Here is a 20,028-nt window from a genome sequence, read left to right on the forward strand (position 1 = left end):
CCGGACGCCTTTTCTGTGTGCGCGGAAGGAGGCCCTCAGCCCTTCACGCGGACGATCTTCTGCACCTGCGGCACATGCCGGATGGCGCGGATGACCTGGGCCAGATGCTTGCGGCTGTCGACCTGAATGGTCAGGTGCAGCGACACGGTGGACACGGCGTCGTCGTGCATCGTGACGTGCACGATGTTCGCGTCGGCGGCCGTGACTTCCGCCGCCAACCGCCCCAGCACACCGCGCTCGTTGCGCGTGACGATGTCCAGGCGCGTCGCCAGGTGTTTGGCTGTCTGCGCGTCCCAACCCACGTTGATCCAGCGCTCCGGCTCGCGCAGGCGCTGGCGCAACGCGACGGGGCAATCCGCCGTGTGCACCACCAGTCCATGGCCCATGCGCATTCCGGCCACGATGGGATCGCCGGGCAGCGGACCGCAGCAGGGCGCAAGTTGCACCGCCTGGCCTTCGTTGCCCTGGATCAGGATGGGCGCGCTGCGCGCAGAGGTCAGTTCGTCCACCGCGGCGGCCGTGGTGGCGACAAGCTGGTGTTCCGGTGCGAAGCGGCGGGCCACCACCGCGGCAAGCCGCTTGCCCAGCCCGATGTCGGCCAGGATTTCCTCGCGCGAACTGGCGCCGGTACTGCGCGCCAGCTTCTGCCAGCCCGGGTCGTCGGTGGCGGGCAGGGGCATATGCAGCTCCTGCATTGCCTGGGCCAGCAACCGTTCGCCGAAAGCCACCGACTCTTCGTACTTGACGGTGCGCAGGTAGTGGCGGATTTCAGAACGCGCCCGGCCGGTGCGCACGTAATTCAGCCATTGCGCATTGGGGCGCGAGGCCGGCGACGTGACGATTTCCACGGTGTCGCCGCTGCTCAGTTCGGTGCGCAGCGGCACGAACTCGCCATTGACCTTGGCCGCGACGGCCTGGTTGCCGATGTCGGTGTGGATCGCGTAGGCAAAGTCGACCGGCGTGGCGCCGCGGGGCAGCGAAATGATCTTGCCGCGCGGCGTGAACACGTAGACGGCGTCCGGGAACAGGTCGACCTTGACGTGCTCGAGGAATTCGCCGGAATCGCCGGTCTGGCTCTGGATGTCCAGCAGCGATTGCAGCCACTGGTGCGTGCGTTTTTGCAGATCATTGAGCGTCAGGTCCGCACCCTTGTACAGCCAGTGCGAGGCAACGCCTTCCTCGGCGACGTGGTGCATGTCGCGCGTGCGGAACTGGAACTCCACCGGCGTGCCGTACGGGCCAACCAGCGTCGTGTGCAGGGACTGATAGCCGTTCACCTTCGGGATGGCGATGTAGTCCTTGAACTTGCCGGGCACCGGACGGAAGAGCTGATGCAGCGTGCCCAGCGCCAGATAGCACTCGGGCAGCGTGTGGACCACGACGCGAAAGCCGTAGATGTCCAGCACGTCCGAGAAGGACTTTTTCTGGTCGACCATCTTGTGATAGATGCCGAACAGGGTCTTTTCGCGGCCGCTGACTTCGGCCTCGATGCCAGCGGCGGGGAGGGCGGCCCGCACGGAGTCGGCGATCTTGGTGATGACTTCGCGGCGGTTGCCGCGCGCGGCCAGGACGGCCTTGTACAGGACCTGGTACCGGTTCGGGTGCATCGCGGCAAAGCACAGGTCCTGCAGCTCGCGGAACAGCAGGTTCAGGCCGAGCCGATGCGCGATCGGCGCATAGATGTCCAGCGTTTCGCGGGCGATGCGGCGGCGCTTTTCGGGATTGACCGCGTCCAGCGTGCGCATGTTGTGCAGGCGGTCGGCCAGCTTGATGAGGATGACGCGCACGTCGCGCGCCATCGCCAGCAGCATCTTGCGGAAGCTCTCGGCCTGTTGCTCGGCCTTGGTGGCGAAGTCCAGGCGGTCCAGTTTGGACAGGCCATCGACCAGCTCGGCGACTTCAGGTCCGAATTTCTCGGCCAGCTCGTGCTTGGCGATGCCCTGATCTTCCATCACGTCGTGCAGCAGGGCGGCAGACAGCGCGTTGACGTCGAGCTTCCAGCCCGCGCAGATTTCGGTGACGGCGATGGGATGAGAGATGTAGGGCGAGCCGCTGGCGCGGAACTGGCCCAAGTGCGCCTGGTCCGCAAAGCGATAGGCTTCGCGCACGCGCTCTACATCGTTCTTGTCGAGATAGCTGCCGATGATTTCGGTCAGCGGCGCCAGCGAGGCGACCGGGGATCCGGTCGCGTCCGCCGCTTCTTGCGCGGCGACGGACGGTGGCGTGGGGGAATTCTTGTCTTTCTTGCCCGTGCGGCGCCCGAGACGGGAGCCGGCACGCAGGGCGGCAAGCAGACCAGATGAAGCGTACTTCAGCCCGGGAAAAGCCATGCTTGCAGCCCCCCGGCGCGTATCAGGTGGGAACTTTACGCAGCATTTCCACGCCGGTGAGTCCGCCAGCGATTTCGCGCAGTGCCGTGACCGTGGGCTTGTCTTTGCTGTCCAGGCGCGGGGCGTGGCCTTGCGCCAATTCACGGGCGCGATACGTCGCGGCCAGCGTGAGCTTGAAACGGTTGGGGATTTGATTCAGACAGTCTTCGACAGTGATGCGAGCCATTAGGACACCTGGTGCTGATGGATGATGGGGAGAATGCGTTCGGCTCAGTGTTCGGCCGGGATGCCCAGTTGCGCAAACAACTCGGCGTGACGGGCGGCCTGAGACGAAAAACGCAGCCGAGCAGCGCTGACGATTTGGGTCAGCTCCGACAGGGCTACGCTAAATTCTTGATTAATAATAACATATTCGCATTCAGGCGCGTGGGCGATTTCGCCGCCCGCGGCCATCAGGCGGCGGGCGATGACTTGCGGCGCATCCTGTCCGCGCGCCTTGAGCCGGCTTTCGAGTTCGTCGATGGACGGCGGCAGCACGAAAATGCCGATCGCGCGCGGAAAACGCTGCTTCACCTGGCGCGCGCCTTGCCAGTCGATTTCCAGTAGCACGTCACGTCCCTGGCTGGTGGCTTCGTCGATGCGGTCGCGCGGCGTGCCATAGAAATTGCCGTGGACCTCGGCCCATTCCAGCAGGTTCTGCGCTTCGCGCATCTGCTTGAAATCGTCGATCGACACAAACCGGTATTCGCGGCCGTCTTCTTCGCCGGGGCGGGGTGCGCGGGTGGTGCAGGAAATGGAAAGCAGGATGGAGGAGTCCTGGGCAAGCAGGGCCTTTACAAGGCTGGACTTGCCGGCGCCGCTAGGCGCGACGACCATGAAGACGTTTCCGGGAGTGGCGTGCATGAATGAATGTGACCGGCGTGTGATGCTGAGACTCGAAGAATAGCAAATCGCGCGGTTGGCCGCGCGCGCCGCGGGCCGGTGAATCTGCGCTGGCGCAACGGGGCATTGGGTGCGAAACGGCGCGAGGGTCATCCCTTTGGCGGGAATGTTGAAAGTGTGTCGGGCTTGGAACCTTCGCTTGCAGCATCCGTAAGACGATTCGGGTAGGATTTCGCGCATTCATAAGACGGAGAATCCGATGAACACGAACGAGATCGATCCGCCCCGCGTCGCCCTGGTCACGGGCGCCGGCACCGGCATAGGCCGCGCAGTCGCGCTGGAGCTCCTGGCGCAGGGCTACCGCGTCGTGCTGGCGGGCCGCCGGCGAGAGCCGCTGGAAGCCACCCGGACGGCGGCGGGCGAAGATGGCCTGCGGGCGCTCGTCGTGCCCACGGACGTCTCGGACGAGCAGGCAGTCCGGGATCTCTTCGATACCGCCCAGCGCGAATACGGACGCCTGGACGTGCTGTTCAACAATGCCGGCCGGGGCGCGCCGGCCGTGCCGATCGAGGAATTGCCGGTTGCCGTGTGGCGTGAAGTGGTCGACACCAACCTGACGGGCATGTTCCTGTGCGCGCAGGCCGCGATCCGCATCATGAAGGCGCAGAACCCGAGAGGCGGCCGCATCATCAACAACGGTTCGATTTCCTCGCACGCGCCGCGGCCGTTTTCCATTGCCTACACCGCGACCAAGCACGCGGTGACCGGGCTGACCAAGTCGATCTCCCTGGATTGCCGGGCGTACAACATTGCGTGCGGCCAGATCGACATCGGCAACGCCGCCACGGATATGACCGAGCGCATGGCAGCCGGCATCCTGCAGGCCGACGGCAGCACCAAGGTCGAGCCGCGCATGGACGTCGCGCACGTGGCGCAGGCCGTGGCTGCCATGTCCCGTCTGCCGCTGGACGCCAACGTGCAGTTCATGACGATCATGGCGACCAACATGCCGTTCGTTGGCCGAGGCTGAGCACTTCTTTCAGGAACGAAACCGCCGGCACCCGCGTGCCGGCGTTTTTACGTTTATCCCCTGGCGCCCGCTTGGCGCCGTCCGCCAGCCTTGCGCTTAGCGCGAAGCCTGCGCCAGCAGCTGCTTGGGCGGGGTATCCAGGTACGCGCGAGCGCCCAGGTAGCGCTTGGACCAGTAGGCGGTCTTCATGTCGTCGACGCGCACCTTGGTGCCGCGGCGCGGGGCATGGACAAACTTGTTCTGGCCGATATAGATGCCGACGTGCGAGGTGACGCCGCGTCCGCGCGTGGCGAAGAACACCAGATCGCCGGGGCGCAGTTCCTTCTTGGCGGACACGGTCTTGCCTTCGCTGCGCTGGGCGCGCGCAGTGCGCGGCAGCTCCAGGCCGGCGATTTCCCGGAAGACATACAGAACGAGGCCGCTGCAATCGAAGCCCTCGGCGTCATCGCCGCCCCAGCTATAGGGCGTGCCGATAGCCTCCAGGCCGGCCTGCACGACGCGCTCGCGCAGCGTCAGGACGGTGGGCTCTTGCGCGAGGCGTAAGCCGCTGAGGGTGGGGCGGGCTTGGTCGGAGGCCAGCGATGCTTGAGCGGCGCCGGGAATCCAGGAGAGCGTCAGGGCCAGCAGGGGCGCTGACAGAAATGCGGGGGTGCGGAATTGGGCAAAGCGAAACTTTCGCGTGGGCGGCGTCATTACGTCACTTCAGAAATCGGAGTGGGCGGCATGGCTTTGCCTGGGAGGCAAGCCGGCGGAAAGGGGAGCGGTTTACAGGCGGAAAGCAAGAAACGCCTCAAGATTATAGTGTAATAATGTTTCATTACATTTGTAGTGCAATGCAGCATTATCGCGGGCGTGCTGTTACGGCCCGCCCACCGCGTCACGTAACCGCGGAGCCGCGCATCGCGTCCCTGCGACGCAACCAGCGCGATACCCACACTGGTGTGCCGGATGACATTTCATTGCCCAACGCCTCGGGCATAATCGACCGCATCGGCCCCCGGTGTTGCCGCCGCGCGCGGTCGATGCAGCCAAGACAGATAAGAAGGCGGAGTAGAGCTCAATGATGAACGCAGTACACCCTTTGTCGTCCATGAATCGGCCTGAGGCCCTGCCGTTTGAACCCTTCCAGGACGCGCTGTCCGCCGTTGACCGGCTGGCGGAAATCTATGCGCGCAATACGGCTTTCCTGCGTACCGCATTCCGCGAGGTCCTGAAGGGCTCGGGCAATGGCAGCGCGCGATTCCGCGCCTACTACCCGGCCATCCGCATCGTCGTGGAAACCTACGATCCCATCGACACCCGGCTTTCCTATGGCCACGTGGCCGAACCGGGTTACTACCAGACCACCATCACGCAGCCGGCGTTGTTTCGCGACTACCTGATCGAGCAGATCGGCCAGTTGTTGCAGAACCATCGGGTGGCGGTCGAAGTGGGCGAGTCCGATTCGCCGATACCGCTGCATTTCGCCTTTCCCGAGGGCGCCTACGTGGAAGGCGAACACCTGGAGGCCCTCAAGCGGCCGCTGCGCGACCTGTTCGACGTGCCGGACCTGGCGGTCACCGACGACGCCATCGTCAACGGATCGTGGCGCGGCAAGGACGGCGAACCCAAGCCGTTGGCACCCTTTACCGCGCAGCGCGTGGATTATTCGTTGCACCGGCTGCAGCATTACACCTCGACCGCGCCCACGCATTTCCAGAATTTTGTGCTGTTCACCAACTACCAGTTCTACGTGGATGAGTTCTGCGCCCGGGCCCGCGCCCTGATGGTCAGCGGCAACGAAGACTACGAAATGCTGGTCGAGCCCGGCAACCGCATCACGCGCCGCGGCGAGAGCGGTCCCGGCGACGAGGCCCAGGCGGTGCGCCTGCCGCAGATGCCGGCGTACCACCTGGTGCGCGGTGATCATTCGGGCATCACGTTGGTCAACATCGGTGTCGGGCCGTCGAATGCCAAGACGATCACCGACCACATCGCCGTGCTGCGGCCGCACGCCTGGCTGATGCTGGGCCATTGCGCGGGCCTGCGCGACTCCCAGCGGCTGGGCGATTATGTGTTGGCGCATGGCTACGTCCGAGAGGACCACGTGCTGGACGACGATCTGCCCACCTGGGTGCCCGTGCCGGCGCTGGCGGAGGTGCAGGTGGCGCTGGAGCAGGCGGTCGAAGAGGTGGCCGGGCTGTCCGGCTGGGACCTGAAGCGCATCATGCGCACGGGCACCGTGGCGACGATCGACAATCGCAACTGGGAATTGCGCGACCACGTCGATCTGGTGGAGCGATTTGCGCAGTCTCGCGCGATTGCGCTCGACATGGAGTCGGCCACGATCGCGGCCAACGGCTTTCGCTTCCGGGTGCCTTATGGGACCTTGCTGTGCGTGTCCGACAAGCCGCTGCATGGCGAGCTGAAACTGCCAGGCATGGCTAGCGCCTTCTACCGGCGCCAGGTCAACCAGCATCTGGAAATCGGCATCCGGGCGCTGGAACGGCTGCGCGACATGCCGCCCGAGCGGCTGCATTCGCGCAAGCTGCGCACGTTTATGGAAACGGCGTTTCAATAAAACGGCCGCCACCGGGAGGCCTCGGGGGCGGATCCGTCCCCGGCGCCCGGCCATTTTTCATGTCGGGGCCGATTGCGCTATTCTCGCGCGTTGCTCGGTAATCCCAGGGCGTTTGCGGACCGTTGCGCAAGCGCCATCCAGACGTGAAGGAACGCATTTTGGCACCATCGGAACACGATGATCGTCGCTCAGGCGGCACGCGCAACGCGCAGGCGGACAGGCCGTCCGAATTGCGGCGCACGCTGTCGGCGCGCCACCTGACCATGATCGCGGTGGGCGGGTCGATCGGCACCGGGCTATTCGTGGCGTCGGGCGCGACCATCGCCAAGGCGGGCCCCGGCGGCGCGCTGCTGGGCTACGTGCTGATCGGCATCATGGTCTATTTCCTGATGACCAGCCTGGGCGAGCTCGCGGCTGCCATGCCCGTGTCCGGCTCGTTCTCGACCTATGGCGCGCGGTATGTCGAGGACGGTTTCGGCTTCGCACTGGGGTGGAACTATTGGTACAACTGGGCGGTTACGGTGGCCGTCGACCTGGTCGCGGCGCAGCTCGTCATGGCGTACTGGTTCCCCGACGTACCCGGCTTTTATTGGAGTGCGCTGTTCCTGGCCATCACTTTCGGACTGAACGCCATGTCCGCCCGCGGCTTCGGCGAGGCAGAGTTCTGGTTTGCGTTGATCAAGGTGATCGCCGTGCTGGCCTTCGTCGCCATGGGCGTGATGATGCTGCTAGGCATCATCCGGGGCGGCGAGACGGGCGGCCTGGCCAACTGGACCGTGGGCGACGCGCCGTTTGCGGGCGGCTTTGCCGCGCTGATCGGCGTCGCCATGGTGGTGGGCTTTTCGTTCCAGGGCACAGAACTGATCGGCATCGCAGCGGGGGAATCCAAGGATCCGGCACGCAATCTGCCGCGCGCCGTGCGTCAGGTGTTCTGGCGCATCCTGCTGTTCTACGTGGCCGCCATCCTGGTCATCGGCCTTTTGATTCCCTATACCGACCCGCACCTGCTGCGCAACGATGTCGAGGACATCAGCGTCAGCCCGTTCGCGCTGATCTTCGAACGCGCGGGGCTGCTGGGCGCCGCCTCGGTGATGAACGCAGTGGTGCTGACCTCGGTGCTGTCGGCCGGTAATTCGGGCATGTACGCGGCCACGCGCATGCTCTACAGCCTGGCGCGTGAAGGCAAGGCGCCGCGGATCTTCGGTCGTATCTCGCGCAGCGGTGTTCCCCTGTGGGCGCTGCTGGCCACCACCGTTGTCGCGGCGCTGTGCTTCTTCACCTTCATCTTCAGCCCCAACGACGTGTATATCTGGCTGCTCAATACGTCGGGGATGACCGGGTTCATTGCGTGGCTGGGCATCGCCATCAGCCATTACCGCTTTCGCCGCGGGTATGTGAAGCAGGGCAACAGCCTGGCGGATCTGCCGTACGTGTCCCCGTTCTTTCCCTTTGGTCCGATCTTTGCGTTCGTGCTGTGCCTGATCATCACGCTGGGCCAGAACTACCAGGCGTTCCTGGAGGACAAGATCCAGTGGGGCGGCGTGGTCGCCACCTACATCGGCATTCCGCTCTTTTTGCTGATCTGGGCCGGTTACCGCCTGACGCGCGGTTCGCGCTTTGTCAGCTACCGCGACATGCGCTTTCCGGACGCTCGCGCCCGCAGCGAATATCTGGATTCGGCGCTGCGGGGCGAGCCGGCGGCGGGCGAGGTCCGGTAACGGCGGGCATCAAGCGGGGGTAGCAACCCCCGTGCCCCTTATTCGATGTTCTGCGCCTGCTCGCGCATCTGCTCGATCAGCAGCTTCAGGTCCATGGCGGCGCGGGTGACTTCCATGCTGCCCGCCTTGGAGCCCAGCGTGTTGGCTTCGCGGTTCATTTCCTGGAACAGGAAGTCCAGCCGCTTGCCCGCGCTGCCGGCATTCTTCTTGCCTGCTGCGGGCTTGCCGCCGCCGTCGGACAGCAGGTGACGCAGTTCTTCCAGGTGCGAGCGCAGGCGCGACAGTTCCTCGGCTACGTCGATGCGCAGCGCAAAGAGGTTGGCTTCCTGCGACAGGCGTTCGGACAGTTCCGCGCCGGAAATGTGGGTGAATCCGCCGGGGAAGGCGGACTCGACGCTTTCGCGCAGCTTGGCGGCCTGGCGCTCGCGGTGGTCGGCCAGCAACTGCGGCAGATGCGCCTGCACGATATCCACGACGCGCGCGACGCCATCGGCGCATTCGCGCATCATGCCGGCGAGGCGTTCGCCTTCGCGCTCGCGGCCTTCCTGAAGCTGGGTCAGGGCCTGCTGGGCAGCCTGCAGGCACGCGGCGCCCCAGATCTGCGGATCCAGCGCATCATTGCCGCGCTGGCCGGGCCAATTGAACAATTCCGCCAGACGCGGGGACGCGATGTCCGGGATGATGCGGCGCGCGGCCTGGAGCTGTTCGGCCAGGCTGTCGAGCCAGGCGGGATCCAGCTTGGACAGATCGGCATTGGCCGCACGGGTGAAGGACACGCGGATTTCGACCTTGCCGCGGGCCAGATTCGCGGTCAGCAGTTCGCGCAGGGGCGTTTCCACGTGGCGCAGTTCATCGGGAAGGCGGAAATACAGGTCGAGAAAACGGCTGTTGACGCTGCGCAGTTCTATGGCGAGAGTGCCTTGTTCTAAGTCTGCTCGGGCGTTGCCGAAGGCGGTCATGCTGCGGATCATGGTGTGCGTGTCCTGGTGATTCTTGGAATGGAAGCCGGTTGCGCCGGGGCCCGCGGCGCCCAGGTCCTGGGCAGCGGGTCTGTGTTTTCAACCGGATACATCGCGGCAGGATACTCCAAGCGTGATTTTCCGGTGGCGCCTGCCCGTACAATGCCGCGAATCTAAGCCAAGTCTGGAGCCTGTTGTGACCACCATCCCCACCCAAGCCCGGCCGTCGGGCCGCGCCGCCGACCAACTGCGACCGTTCAGCCTGGAGCGCGGCTTTACGCGTTACGCCGAAGGCTCCGTGCTGGTGAAGGCAGGCGACACCCATGTGCTTTGCACGGCAAGCGTCCTGGACAAGGTACCGCCTTTTCTCAAGGGCAAGGGCGAAGGCTGGGTAACGGCTGAATACGGCATGTTGCCGCGGGCCACGCACACGCGCGGCGATCGCGAGGCTGCGCGCGGCAAGCAGAGCGGCCGCACGCAGGAGATCCAGCGCCTGATCGGCCGCAGCCTGCGCGCCGTGTTCGACATGAAGGCACTGGGCGAACGCACCCTGCACCTGGACTGCGACGTGCTGCAGGCCGACGGCGGCACGCGTTGCGCCAGCATCACCGGTGCCTGGGTGGCGGCGGCCGATGCGGTCGGGCTGCTGATGAAGCGCGGCGACCTGGCGGTCAGTCCGATTCGCGACGCCGTGGCTGCCGTGTCGGTAGGCCTGGTCAACGGCCAGGTGGTGCTGGACCTGGACTACCTGGAAGATTCGGCGTGCGATGCCGACGTGAACGTCATCATGACGGGCAGCGGCGCCTTCGTGGAAGTGCAGGGCACCGGTGAAGGCGCAACGTTCACGCGGGCTGAGCTGGACAGGATGCTGGTGCTCGCCGAAGGCGGTATTGCCAATCTGGTGAAGGCGCAGCGCGCCGCGCTGGCTTGATCTGCCGGGCGGCTGGCGTGGCATTGAACACGGTGTCTGACACCCTTGTGAGATAGCGGGCAATTGACGGGCGTGCCTGCGGGTGTCAGACACCTGCAGCGTGANTGGCATTGAACACGGTGTCTGACACCCTTGTGAGATAGCGGGCAATTGACGGGCGTGCCTGCGGGTGTCAGACACCTGCAGCGTGATCTGGGGGGCGGGTGGCGTGGCATTGAACACGGTGTCTGACACCCTTGTGAGATAACCGGCAGCTGACGGATGTGCCCGCAGGGTGTCAGACACCTGCAGCGTGATCTGGGGGGCGGCTGGCGTGGCATTGAACACGGCGTCTGACACCCTTGTGAGATAACCGGCAACTGACGGATGTTCCCGCAGGGTGTCAGACACCTGCAGCGTGATCTGGGGGGCGGCTGGCGTGGCATTGAACACGGTGTCTGACACCCTTGTGAGATAGCGGGCAATTGACGGGCGTGCCTGCGGGTGTCAGACACCTGCAGCGTGANGGGCAATTGACGGGCGTGCCTGCGGGTGTCAGACCCCTGCAGCGTGATCTGGGGGGCGGCTGGCGTGGCATTGAACACGGTGTCTGACACCCTTGTGAGATAGCGGGCAATTGACGGGCGTGCCTGCGGGTGTCAGACACCTGCAGCGTGATCTGGGGGGCGGCTGGCGTGGCATTGAACACGGTGTCTGACACCCTTGTGAGATAGCGGGCAGTTGACGGGCGTGCCTGCGGGTGTCAGACACCTGCAGCGTGATCTGGGGGGCGGCTGGCGCGGCATTGAACACGGTGTCTGACACCCTTGTGAGATAGCCGGCAACTGACGGATGTGCCCGCAGGGTGTCAGACACCTGCCGCGTGATCTGGGGGCGGCTGGCGCGGCATTGAACCCGGTGTCTGACACCCTTGTGAGATAACCGGCAGCTGACGGATGTGCCCGCAGGGTGTCAGACACCTGCAGCGTGATCTGGGGGCGGCTGGCGSGGCATTGAACCCGGTGTCTGACACCCTTGTGAGATAACCGGCAGCTGACAGATGTGCCCGCAGGGTGTCAGACACCTGCAGCGTGATCTGGGGGCGGCTGGCGTGGCATTGAACACGGTGTCTGACACCCTTGTGAGATAACCGGCAGCTGACGGATGTGCACGCAGGGTGTCAGACACCTGCAGCGTAGCCACAACGCAAAAAAAGCCGCAGATGCGGCTTTTTTAGTGCGTAAGTCGCAGGCAATCGCGAGTTACTTCGGCAACAGCGCCTCCACCTTGCCCACTTTTTCCAGCCCCCAGATCGTGGAAATCAATTCGCGCAGTTCTTTTTCCGTTGCCGCGTCCGCGTAGCGGCCCAAGCTGAGCGTCTTGTCTTCGATCTCAGGGCGGCTGAGCGTGTTGCCCGGGTCGCCCTTGGGTTCGTCGACGCGGCCATGCAGCACGCGGCCGTCGCGGGTGTAAACCGTGACCTTGCCGATCCAGCGTTGCGGATAAGCGCCGTCGACTTCCGCGTCGAGCGCCATTTCCACCTTGCCGCGGAAGGCGGCGACGCCGGGGTCGTCCAGGCCCGCGTCGAATTCAGCCAGGCCCGCGCGGCCCTGGCGTGCGATCAATGCCAGCACCGTGCCCATCGAGAATTTGGACTGGTGCACCGTCTGCGGATTGACGACCGGCCCGAGGACGTCGATGGCGCCCTGATGGACATGCGCCACGACGCGTTCGACGTCGTCCTCGGTGAGGTGGTTGTCGCGCAACGCCTGCTGCAGCGCGTCGGCGGCCGGATGGGTGTGACGGCACGAGGCATGGAACTTGAACGAGGTTTCGGCCAGCGCCCAGCGCTGCCCCAGGCGGTCGCACAGGCGGCTGGGATCGGCGTCTGTGGACATGCCGGCCGCCATGCCCTGCGGGCCTTCCAGGATGTGGCGCGCACCCGTGAAACCTTCGCGCGCGAGGTACGCGGCGGTGATGCCGTCCGCAGCCGCTTTGGCCGTGTGCAACTGCTTGGAATCGGCGGCGTCGCGCAGGAATTCCCACAGGCCCGCAGCTTGCGTGCCGGCCGAACCCAGCGCGTGCAGCATCTGTTCCGGGGACAGGCCGAGCAGCCGGCCGGTGGTGACCGCAGCGGCCAGCGTCCCCGCCGTGCCGGTCGTGTGGAAGATCTTGTAGTGCGAGCGGCCCAGGAACTCACCGACCCGAATGCCGACCTCGTAGCCGGCCACGGCGGCGGTGAGCAGATCGCGGCCCGAAGCGCCCAGCGCCTGTGCCACTGCAAGGGCAGGGGGGAACACGACGGCGGCGGGATGGAAGACCGAGCCGTTGTGCACGTCGTCCTGTTCCACCACGTGCGCGGCGGCCGCATTGACCATCGCGGCAAAGAGCGGCGTGGTGCGGCGGCGGGTAATCAGGACTTCGCTGGGGCCGTCCGCCGGACCCATCGCGGCGGCATAGCGGTCGATCGCCTGGACTGCGCGGGCCGACGCGCCAGCCAGGATGGAGGCCAGGCAGTCGAGCAGCAGGTCTTCCGCGCGGCGCAGCACCGGGGCCGGGATGTCTTCGTAGCGCAGGTTGGCGGCAAAGGCCGCAAGTTCGGCGCTCAGGTGCGGGGTGTCTTTGTCTGCGGTCATGTCGGAAGGTGGCGTGTCAGAAGGAGCGGGGCAGGCCCAGGATGTGTTCGGCGACGTACGACAGGATCAGGTTGGTCGAAATGGGCGCCACCTGATAGAGGCGCGTTTCACGGAACTTGCGCTCGACGTCGTATTCGGTGGCGAAGCCGAAACCGCCATGAAACTGCAGGCAGGCGTTGGCGGCTTCCCAGGACGCATCGGCGGCCAGCAGCTTGGCCATATTGGCCTGCGCGCCGCAGGGCTCGTGGGCGTCGAACAGCCGGCAAGCCTCGTAGCGCATCAGGCTGGCCGCTTCGACGTTGATGTGCGCGCGCGCGATGGGGAACTGCACGCCCTGGTTCTGGCCGATGGGGCGGCCGAACACCATGCGTTCCTTGGCGTACGCGGTGACCTTGTCGACGAACCAGTAGCCGTCGCCGATGCACTCGGCGGCGATCAGCGTGCGCTCGGCGTTCAGGCCGTCCAGGATGTACTTGAAACCCTTACCCTCTTCGCCGATCAGGTTTTCTTCGGGGATTTCCAGGTTGTCGAAGAAGAGCTCGTTGGTCTCGTGGTTGACCATGTTGGGGATCGGGCGGATCGACATGCCATGCTTGACCGCGTGGTGCAGGTCAACCAGGAAGATCGACATGCCCTCGGACTTGCGCGTGACCTGGTCGAGCGGCGTGGTGCGCGCCAGGAGGATCATCAGGTCCGAGTGCTGCACGCGCGAAATCCAGACCTTCTGCCCATTGATGACATAGCGGTCGCCGCGCTTGACGGCGGTGGTCTTGATCTTGGTGGTGTCGGTGCCGGTGGTGGGTTCGGTGACGCCCATCGACTGCAGGCGCAGCTCGCCGGCGGCGATGCGGGGCAGGTATTCGCGCTTCTGGGCTTCGGAGCCGTGGCGCAGCAGCGTGCCCATGTTGTACATCTGGCCGTGGCAGGCGCCGGAGTTGCCGCCGCTGCGGTTGATTTCTTCCATGATGACCGAGGCTTCGGTCAGGCCCAGGCCCGAGCCGCCATATTCCTGCGGGATCAGCGCTGCCAGCCAGCCGGCTTCGGTAAGGGCGCGGACGAAGTCCTCGGGGTAGCCGCGTTCTTCGTCGACCTTGCGGAAATATTCGGAGGGAAACTGCGCGCAGAGGTCGCGCACGGCTTCGCGGATGTCCTGGTAGGCGTGGGAGGCTTGGTGCATTTGGCTGACTGTTCTGTTTGAAGGATTGGATCGGTACAGGGTCGAATGTGCCGCAAGGGCGAGCACGTGCCAATTCACAAATCATTAATACGGGGTTCCTGAACGCAAAAGCGCACCTTCATGACGGCCGTGCGTCATGTCCTCGCCGAGTTGTGTCAAGAAATTGCCAAACTGCATCTCCATAATCCGTGTCACTGCCGCGAAGGCGGCCAAGGCTATACATGGATGGATATGCGGAAAAATCTGAGGGTCACGACGGCGCTGTCGGCCATTCTTGCGGTGTTCGTCGTGCTGTTCGCCGTCGCGGCGGCGGCGGGCATCACGGTCTTGCGTGACAACCGCGCGGATATCGAGGCCCTGGGCCGGGGAAGCATCGAAAGGGCGAGCGATCTTGCCGACATGACCAGCCGGCTGTTCCAGGCGCGTGCGGCGCTGACGGACGCCAAGACGGCGATGGAAGGCGGGCTGGAGGAAGCGCGCAATACCTCGCTGGCGCAGGCCGATGCGCTGCTCAAGCAGGCGGCCACGAGCCTTGCGCGTCTGCGCGCCAACCCTGACGACAGTGCGCAGGGCGCGCCGCTGTTCGCGCAGGTGTTGACCGCCTATGCCGCCTTCGCGGACCAGACGCTGGCGCCGATGAGCAAGGCGATCCAGGGCTGGAACGGCATCGAGGTCAACCGGCTGACGGATAAGGCGCTGCCCGCCAGCGGCGCGGGCTATGTCAAGCAGGTGGAGGCCTACCAGGCTTACGCCCGCGAACACGGGCAGCAAGCGGTGGCCAGCGCAAGCCGTACCCTGGAACGCGTGATCGTGGTGGCGGCGGCCATGCTGGGTTTCGTCCTGGTGGCGGCCATCCTGATCCGGCTGGGGTTCCGCCGCAGCATCGTGCGGCCGCTGAACGAGGCGGGGGCGCACTTCGACCGTATCGCGGACGGCGATCTGACGCGCGTGATCACGCAGCGTGGCGACAACGAGATCGGCGTGCTGTATTCGGCCATGCGCCGCATGCAGACGGGACTGTCGGCCGCGGTGGCGTCGGTGCGGCTGGGCGTGGAGGAAATCCATACCGGGTCGGGCGAAATCGCCGCTGGCGGCGCGGACATGTCGGACCGCGCGGCCCGGCAGGCAGGCTCGCTGCAGGAAGCGGCGGCCAACATGACGCAGTTGGCGCACACCGTCCAGATGACCGCCGGCAATGCGGACCTGGCCAGCCGTCAGGCGGTCAGCGCCACGCAATTGGCGCAGCGCGGCGGCCAGGCCGTCGATGAAGTCGTGCACAGCATGCAGGGCATCGCCGACAGCGCGCGGCGCATTGGCGAGATCGTTGGCGTGGTGGACAGCATCGCGTTCCAGACGAACATCCTCGCGCTCAATGCCGCCGTGGAAGCGGCCCGTGCGGGCGAGCAGGGCAAGGGCTTTGCCGTGGTGGCGGGCGAAGTGCGGTCGCTCGCGCAGCGCAGTGCCCAGGCGGCGCGCGAGATCAAGGGGCTGATCGAAGACTCGGCCGCGCGCGTGGATGCCGGCGTGCGTCACGTGAATCTGGCGGGCGACACCATGCGCGACATGGTGGCTTCCGTGGACCGCGTGACACAGATCGTGGCCGAGATTTCCAGCGCCGCCGCCGAACAGGCGGCCGGCATTGCGTCGGTGAACGACGCGGTGGCCGATATCGAGCGATCCACGCAGGAAACGGCCGCCATGGTCGAAGAGACGGCGGCTGCCGCGGCGGCGCTGGAAGCTCAGGCGCAAGGACTGCGCCGGGCCGTGGCCAAATTCCAGATTGCGCAGGGCGCGCAGGCAGCGGCGCGCGAGGCCTCAGCCGGCGAGCTCCGGCAGGACGGCCCCTGTGTAGCGCTCGGCCACGAGCGACAGGTTCCCGTGCTTGACCTTGTGCTTGACATGGGCGGCCGCCGAGGCGATGTCCTCAGGGCGGATGCGCTCGCATAGCGAGGGCGTGACGGTCAGGGCGCCCACGCCCAGCGTCACGAACGGAAAGAAGCGCGGCACGCCGTAACGGTCCTCGGCCTCGATGCCACCGTTGCGGCGGCCCTGCTCGTCGTACAGGGACATGGCGCCCTCGTTGAACTCGGCAATGATGCGCTCGATGCGCGCCATCCAGTCCGGGCTGCGCAGCAGCACCACGAAGTCGTCGCCGCCCACATGCCCGACGAAATCGCGCTGCGGATCGCAGTGACGCTTGATGACGTCGGCGGTCAGCATGATCATGTCGTCGCCGCGCCAGTAGCCGTAGACGTCGTTGAAGGGCTTGAAATTGTTCAGGTCGCCATAGCAGATCGTGAAGTCCGCGGCGTCTTCCAGCAGTGTGGCGATGTGCCGGCTGATGGGGATGTTGCCGGGCAGGGACGTCAACGGATTGGCGTAGCGCGCCGCCTCGATGCGCATCTCGGTCACCGAGCGCACCAGGGTTTCGCCCGTGGCCAGGCCGTCGTAGCGGCCGTCGCGCGTGATGATGAGCCCGTCCATCAGGTAGCGCTGGTCTTCGGAAATCAGCACGTGGCTCAACTGGTCGATGGACACATTTACGTCCACCAGCACCGGTTCGGCGTTCATGAAGGTCGAGCAGGCGTCGCGGCCGAAGAGCTCGCGCGTGTAGCGCTGGGCGTAGTGTTCGGAAAAGTCCCGCCGGTTGATGATGCCGACCGGCCGGTTGTCGGCGTCGACGACCGCCACGGCGTGCAGGTTCTTGTGCTCGATGAAGAGACGATGCACGTCATCGTTGGTGTGCTTGGTCAAGAGGGCGGCCGGCGCCTCGACCCGCAGGCTGACGGCGGTGCCGCCGGCGGCGCGCTGCGATACCGGGGCCGACGTGCGCGAGCGCAGTGAATCGCGCAGCGGCGGCGTCAGCTCGGTCAGCAGCGTTTCGTCGGGCATGCCCAGGAACCACCCCTGCGCGTAGCGGATATCCAGCTCGCGCACGACGGCCAGATCCTCGGCGGTTTCGATGCCTTCGGCGATGATCGACGTGCCCAGGTGTTGCGCCACCTTCAGGATGGCGCGCACCATGTTCTGCTTGCGCTCGTCGTGGCCGATGCCGTCAAAGAAATACCGGTCGATCTTGACCAGCTCGGGCTGGGTTTCGGCCCAGAGCTGCAGGTTGGAATTGCCGACACCGTAATCGTCGAGCGCGATGCGCATGCCGGCCTCGCGCAGACAGGCAAAGGCGTTGTGCAGTTCGGCCATGCGGTCCGACAGCGGATCCTGTTCGGTCAGTTCCACGACGATGCTGGCGGGCTCCAGCGCGCAGTCCTTGAGCAGCCGGCTGGGCATGTCGTGGCCCCAGAGCGTCCAGTAATGGAGCAGGGCAGAGCCAGACAGGTTCAGGAACAGCTTGCCGCAGGCGTCGTTCTGTTCGAACCCGCGCGCGCCCGCGCGGAAGCTGGCCAGTTCAAGCTGCGGGTGCAGCCCCTGCCGGCGCGCTTCGGCGAACAAGGCGTCGGGAAAGTGCAAGGGGGTGTCGGCGGGGCCACGGATCAGGCTTTCGTGGCCGTAGATGCGGCTGTGCGAGAGGTCGACCACCGGTTGAAAGCGCGGCCGCAACAATCTTTCGCGCAGGATGCCAGCCAGACTGGCGTGGGCGGACACTCCGTCAGGGGAATTGCGGGGAGCACGGGCCGCAGCCGGCCGTGGCAAAGCGTGAATGGAGTTCATCGCCGGGGCATTGAGATACGATCAGTGACAAGATAGGTCATATTGACAACAAAATATGTCTGCGTTGTTGCGACAAATCGTGTCGTGCAATCTTCAGTCGCTGTTACAAAAGTGTCAACAACGAATTCACACGTTGGTGGTACCCGCGCCAAAATTGTGGGAAGCCGGCCTGCGGCCGGCCCGGCCCTATACAATCCGCTCTATGACTTCCCCCAAGATTCCCGACTCCCTGCGCCGCGTTGTCCTGGCCTCCAACAATGCCGGCAAGCTGCGCGAGTTCTCCGCCTTGTTCGCGCCGCTGGGCATCGAGCTGGTGCCGCAGGGCGACCTCGGCGTGCCGGAAGCGGAAGAGCCGCACGTCACCTTCGTCGAAAACGCGTTGGCCAAGGCGCGCCATGCCAGCCGCCTGACCGGGTTGCCCGCCCTGGCGGACGACTCCGGCCTGTGCGTGGCCTCGCTGGACGGCGCGCCCGGCGTATATTCGGCGCGCTATGCCAAGATGCACGGCGGCGAAAAGTCCGATGCGGCCAACAACGCGTTGCTGGTGCGCAACCTGGCGTCCGTCGCCGACCGCAGCGCCTGGTATGTCGCTGTGCTGGCGTTGGTGCGTTCCGAGAACGACCCGCGTCCGCTTATCGGCGAAGGCCTGTGGCACGGCGAGATCATCGACGTAGCTGAAGGCGCCAACGGCTTTGGCTACGATCCGCACTTCTACCTGCCCGACATGGCGCTGACCGCCGCGTCGCTGGATCCCGACGAAAAGAACCGGGTCAGCCATCGCGCCCGCGCGCTGCGCGAGCTGCTCAGCAAGCTGAGCCACGCTTGACCACGGCGCCGCCGAGGCGCCAGGAATTTTTTGCATGTCCATCACCATTCCCATCCGCAACGACATGGGCGCGACCAAGTCGCGCCTCGTTGTTCCCGCCGGCGCCACGCTGACCAGCCTGCCACCGCTGTCGGTCTACGTCCACGTGCCGTGGTGCGTGCGCAAGTGCCCGTATTGCGACTTCAACTCGCATGCGGCGCCTGGCGAGATTCCCGAACGCGCCTATCTGGATGCGCTGCGCAGCGATCTGGAACAGTCATTGCCGTCCATCTGGGGCCGTCAGGTGATTTCCGTCTTCATCGGCGGCGGCACGCCCAGCCTGCTGTCGGCCGCTGGCCTGGACGAGCTGCTGGCGATGCTGCGGGCTTATCTGAATTTGTGGCCGGACGCCGAGATCACGATGGAGGCCAATCCCGGCACGGCCGAGGCGGGCCGTTTCCGCGACTACGCGGCCAGCGGCGTGACGCGGTTTTCGCTGGGCATCCAGAGCTTTGACGATGCGCAGTTGAAGAAGCTGGGCCGCATCCACGATGCCGCGCAGGCGCGCGCGGCCATCGACATGGCGCAACAGGCGGCGGCCCGGGTCAACCTGGACATGATGTTCGCCTTGCCCGGGCAGACGCTGGAAGCCTGTACGGCCGATCTGCGTCAGGCGATTTCGTTCGGCACCGAGCACCTGTCGCTGTATCACCTGACGATGGAACCGAACACGGTCTTCGCGAAGTTTCCACCCGAAGACCTGCCTGACGACGACACCAGCGCCGCCATGCAGGACGCGGTGGAAGCCGAGCTGGCCGCGGCGGGTCTGGCGCGCTACGAGGTGTCGGCGTACGCCAAGCCGGGCGCCCGCAGCCGCCACAACATGAATTACTGGGAATTCGGCGACTACCTGGGCATTGGCCCCGGCGCGCACGGCAAGCTGTCGTTTCACGACCGCATCGTGCGCGAGGCGCGTCTTCGTGGTCCGGATTCCTGGATGCAGGCCGCCATGGCGCGCGACGGGAGCCATCTGGCCGAGAGCCGCCAGGTCGGTCCGGACGAGCTGCCGTTCGAGTTCATGCTCAACGCCTTGCGCCTGAAAGACGGCGTGGCTGCCACGGCGTTCAACGAACGCACCGGTTTGTCGCTTGCCGTCATTGCGCACCAATTGGAGGCAGCCTCGAAACGGGGCCTGCTCGACGCCGACCCCACGCGCCTGCGCGCGACGTCTCTGGGCTGGCGCTTCCTCAATGACCTTCAGGAAATGTTCCTGTAAGGTGCACGCACCAAGGTGGGGCGGTCATGCCCCACCTTTTGCACCACGATGGTGCTACATTCCCTCAAGCCTGACA

General features: G+C 65.6%; 14 protein-coding genes and 1 pseudogene. 7 read left to right on the top strand and 8 right to left on the bottom strand.

All coding sequences use genetic code 11. From position 1 onward, the window contains the following. Positions 1-35 precede the first annotated feature (35 nt). The 3 genes from ASD71_RS05720 to gmk are packed head-to-tail and all read right to left on the bottom strand — an operon-like array spanning position 36 to position 3,233. The gene (locus ASD71_RS05720; RefSeq protein ID WP_056560941.1) at positions 36-2,330 is read right to left on the bottom strand and encodes a bifunctional (p)ppGpp synthetase/guanosine-3',5'-bis(diphosphate) 3'-pyrophosphohydrolase; all 2,295 of its coding nucleotides are present in this window, start codon (positions 2,328-2,330) and stop codon (positions 36-38) included. Between the two features lie 22 nt (positions 2,331-2,352). Next, on the bottom strand, positions 2,353-2,556 hold the full coding sequence (gene rpoZ / locus ASD71_RS05725) for a DNA-directed RNA polymerase subunit omega (protein ID WP_006219679.1): 204 nt from the start codon (positions 2,554-2,556) through the stop codon (positions 2,353-2,355). A gap of 44 nt (positions 2,557-2,600) precedes the next feature. After that, a complete protein-coding gene (gene gmk, locus ASD71_RS05730; RefSeq protein ID WP_082578802.1) occupies positions 2,601-3,233 on the bottom strand; it encodes a guanylate kinase in 633 nt (210 codons plus the stop codon). A gap of 238 nt (positions 3,234-3,471) precedes the next feature. Here gmk and ASD71_RS05735 point away from each other — a divergent pair, with 238 nt between their 5' ends. Further along, positions 3,472-4,242: an SDR family oxidoreductase gene (locus ASD71_RS05735; RefSeq protein ID WP_056560947.1), complete on the top strand. Its 771-nt coding sequence runs from the start codon at positions 3,472-3,474 to the stop codon at positions 4,240-4,242. Positions 4,243-4,338: 96 nt separating this feature from the next. Here ASD71_RS05735 and ASD71_RS05740 read toward each other — a convergent pair whose 3' ends face one another. Continuing rightward, positions 4,339-4,935, bottom strand: coding sequence for a C40 family peptidase (locus ASD71_RS05740; RefSeq protein ID WP_056560950.1), 597 nt, complete (start codon positions 4,933-4,935; stop codon positions 4,339-4,341). A 367-nt stretch (positions 4,936-5,302) separates the two neighbouring features. Here ASD71_RS05740 and ASD71_RS05745 point away from each other — a divergent pair, with 367 nt between their 5' ends. Together ASD71_RS05745 and ASD71_RS05750 are read left to right on the top strand one after the other, a co-directional pair. Beyond that, on the top strand, positions 5,303-6,802 hold the full coding sequence (locus ASD71_RS05745; protein ID WP_369818934.1) for an AMP nucleosidase: 1,500 nt from the start codon (positions 5,303-5,305) through the stop codon (positions 6,800-6,802). A gap of 158 nt (positions 6,803-6,960) precedes the next feature. Further along, complete coding sequence (locus tag ASD71_RS05750) at positions 6,961-8,520, top strand: amino acid permease (RefSeq protein ID WP_082578944.1); 1,560 nt, start codon at positions 6,961-6,963, stop codon at positions 8,518-8,520. Between the two features lie 38 nt (positions 8,521-8,558). Here ASD71_RS05750 and ASD71_RS05755 read toward each other — a convergent pair whose 3' ends face one another. Further along, entirely contained in the window at positions 8,559-9,491 is a 933-nt protein-coding gene (locus tag ASD71_RS05755; protein ID WP_056560953.1) for a YicC/YloC family endoribonuclease, read from the bottom strand. A 184-nt stretch (positions 9,492-9,675) separates the two neighbouring features. On the opposite strand from ASD71_RS05755, the gene rph reads away from it, so the two are divergent. Then, positions 9,676-10,410 carry a ribonuclease PH gene (rph, locus tag ASD71_RS05760; RefSeq protein WP_056560956.1) on the top strand — a complete coding sequence of 245 codons (735 nt, stop codon included), beginning with the start codon at positions 9,676-9,678 and terminating at the stop codon, positions 10,408-10,410. A 1,241-nt stretch (positions 10,411-11,651) separates the two neighbouring features. Here rph and ASD71_RS05765 read toward each other — a convergent pair. Further along, positions 11,652-13,025: an MmgE/PrpD family protein gene (locus ASD71_RS05765; RefSeq protein WP_056560959.1), complete on the bottom strand. Its 1,374-nt coding sequence runs from the start codon at positions 13,023-13,025 to the stop codon at positions 11,652-11,654. Between the two features lie 16 nt (positions 13,026-13,041). Continuing rightward, positions 13,042-14,202, bottom strand: a complete 1,161-nt coding sequence (locus tag ASD71_RS05770; RefSeq protein WP_056560962.1) for an acyl-CoA dehydrogenase family protein — start codon at positions 14,200-14,202, stop codon at positions 13,042-13,044. Positions 14,203-14,433: 231 nt separating this feature from the next. Between ASD71_RS05770 and ASD71_RS27470 the strand changes: the two are divergent. Next, positions 14,434-15,867 (top strand): annotated as a pseudogene (locus ASD71_RS27470) (methyl-accepting chemotaxis protein); the annotation flags it as partial. A 150-nt stretch (positions 15,868-16,017) separates the two neighbouring features. Here ASD71_RS27470 and ASD71_RS05775 read toward each other — a convergent pair. Continuing rightward, positions 16,018-17,871, bottom strand: a complete 1,854-nt coding sequence (locus tag ASD71_RS05775) for an EAL domain-containing protein (protein ID WP_369818936.1) — start codon at positions 17,869-17,871, stop codon at positions 16,018-16,020. A gap of 202 nt (positions 17,872-18,073) precedes the next feature. On the opposite strand from ASD71_RS05775, the gene rdgB reads away from it, so the two are divergent. Both rdgB and hemW read left to right on the top strand, forming a co-directional pair. After that, the gene (gene rdgB / locus ASD71_RS05780) at positions 18,074-18,697 is read left to right on the top strand and encodes an RdgB/HAM1 family non-canonical purine NTP pyrophosphatase (RefSeq protein WP_056560968.1); all 624 of its coding nucleotides are present in this window, start codon (positions 18,074-18,076) and stop codon (positions 18,695-18,697) included. A 34-nt stretch (positions 18,698-18,731) separates the two neighbouring features. Next, positions 18,732-19,952 (top strand): radical SAM family heme chaperone HemW, encoded by a 1,221-nt coding sequence (gene hemW / locus ASD71_RS05785; protein ID WP_056560971.1) that lies wholly within the window; start codon positions 18,732-18,734, stop codon positions 19,950-19,952. Positions 19,953-20,028: the final 76 nt, after the last annotated feature.

Source organism: Achromobacter sp. Root565 (assembly GCF_001427425.1).
GTDB lineage: Bacteria > Pseudomonadota > Gammaproteobacteria > Burkholderiales > Burkholderiaceae_B > Achromobacter > Achromobacter spanius_D.

Coding starts and splice junctions, on each gene's coding strand:
- ASD71_RS05720 (WP_056560941.1), bottom strand. CDS start 2,330: ATGGCTTTTCCCGGGCTGAAGTACGCTTCATCTGGTCTGCTTGCCGCC.
- rpoZ (WP_006219679.1), bottom strand. CDS start 2,556: ATGGCTCGCATCACTGTCGAAGACTGTCTGAATCAAATCCCCAACCGT.
- gmk (WP_082578802.1), bottom strand. CDS start 3,233: ATGCACGCCACTCCCGGAAACGTCTTCATGGTCGTCGCGCCTAGCGGC.
- ASD71_RS05735 (WP_056560947.1), top strand. CDS start 3,472: ATGAACACGAACGAGATCGATCCGCCCCGCGTCGCCCTGGTCACGGGC.
- ASD71_RS05740 (WP_056560950.1), bottom strand. CDS start 4,935: ATGACGCCGCCCACGCGAAAGTTTCGCTTTGCCCAATTCCGCACCCCC.
- ASD71_RS05745 (WP_369818934.1), top strand. CDS start 5,303: ATGATGAACGCAGTACACCCTTTGTCGTCCATGAATCGGCCTGAGGCC.
- ASD71_RS05755 (WP_056560953.1), bottom strand. CDS start 9,491: ATGATCCGCAGCATGACCGCCTTCGGCAACGCCCGAGCAGACTTAGAA.
- ASD71_RS05765 (WP_056560959.1), bottom strand. CDS start 13,025: ATGACCGCAGACAAAGACACCCCGCACCTGAGCGCCGAACTTGCGGCC.
- ASD71_RS05770 (WP_056560962.1), bottom strand. CDS start 14,202: ATGCACCAAGCCTCCCACGCCTACCAGGACATCCGCGAAGCCGTGCGC.
- ASD71_RS05775 (WP_369818936.1), bottom strand. CDS start 17,871: ATGAACTCCATTCACGCTTTGCCACGGCCGGCTGCGGCCCGTGCTCCC.
- rdgB (WP_056560968.1), top strand. CDS start 18,074: ATGACTTCCCCCAAGATTCCCGACTCCCTGCGCCGCGTTGTCCTGGCC.
- hemW (WP_056560971.1), top strand. CDS start 18,732: ATGTCCATCACCATTCCCATCCGCAACGACATGGGCGCGACCAAGTCG.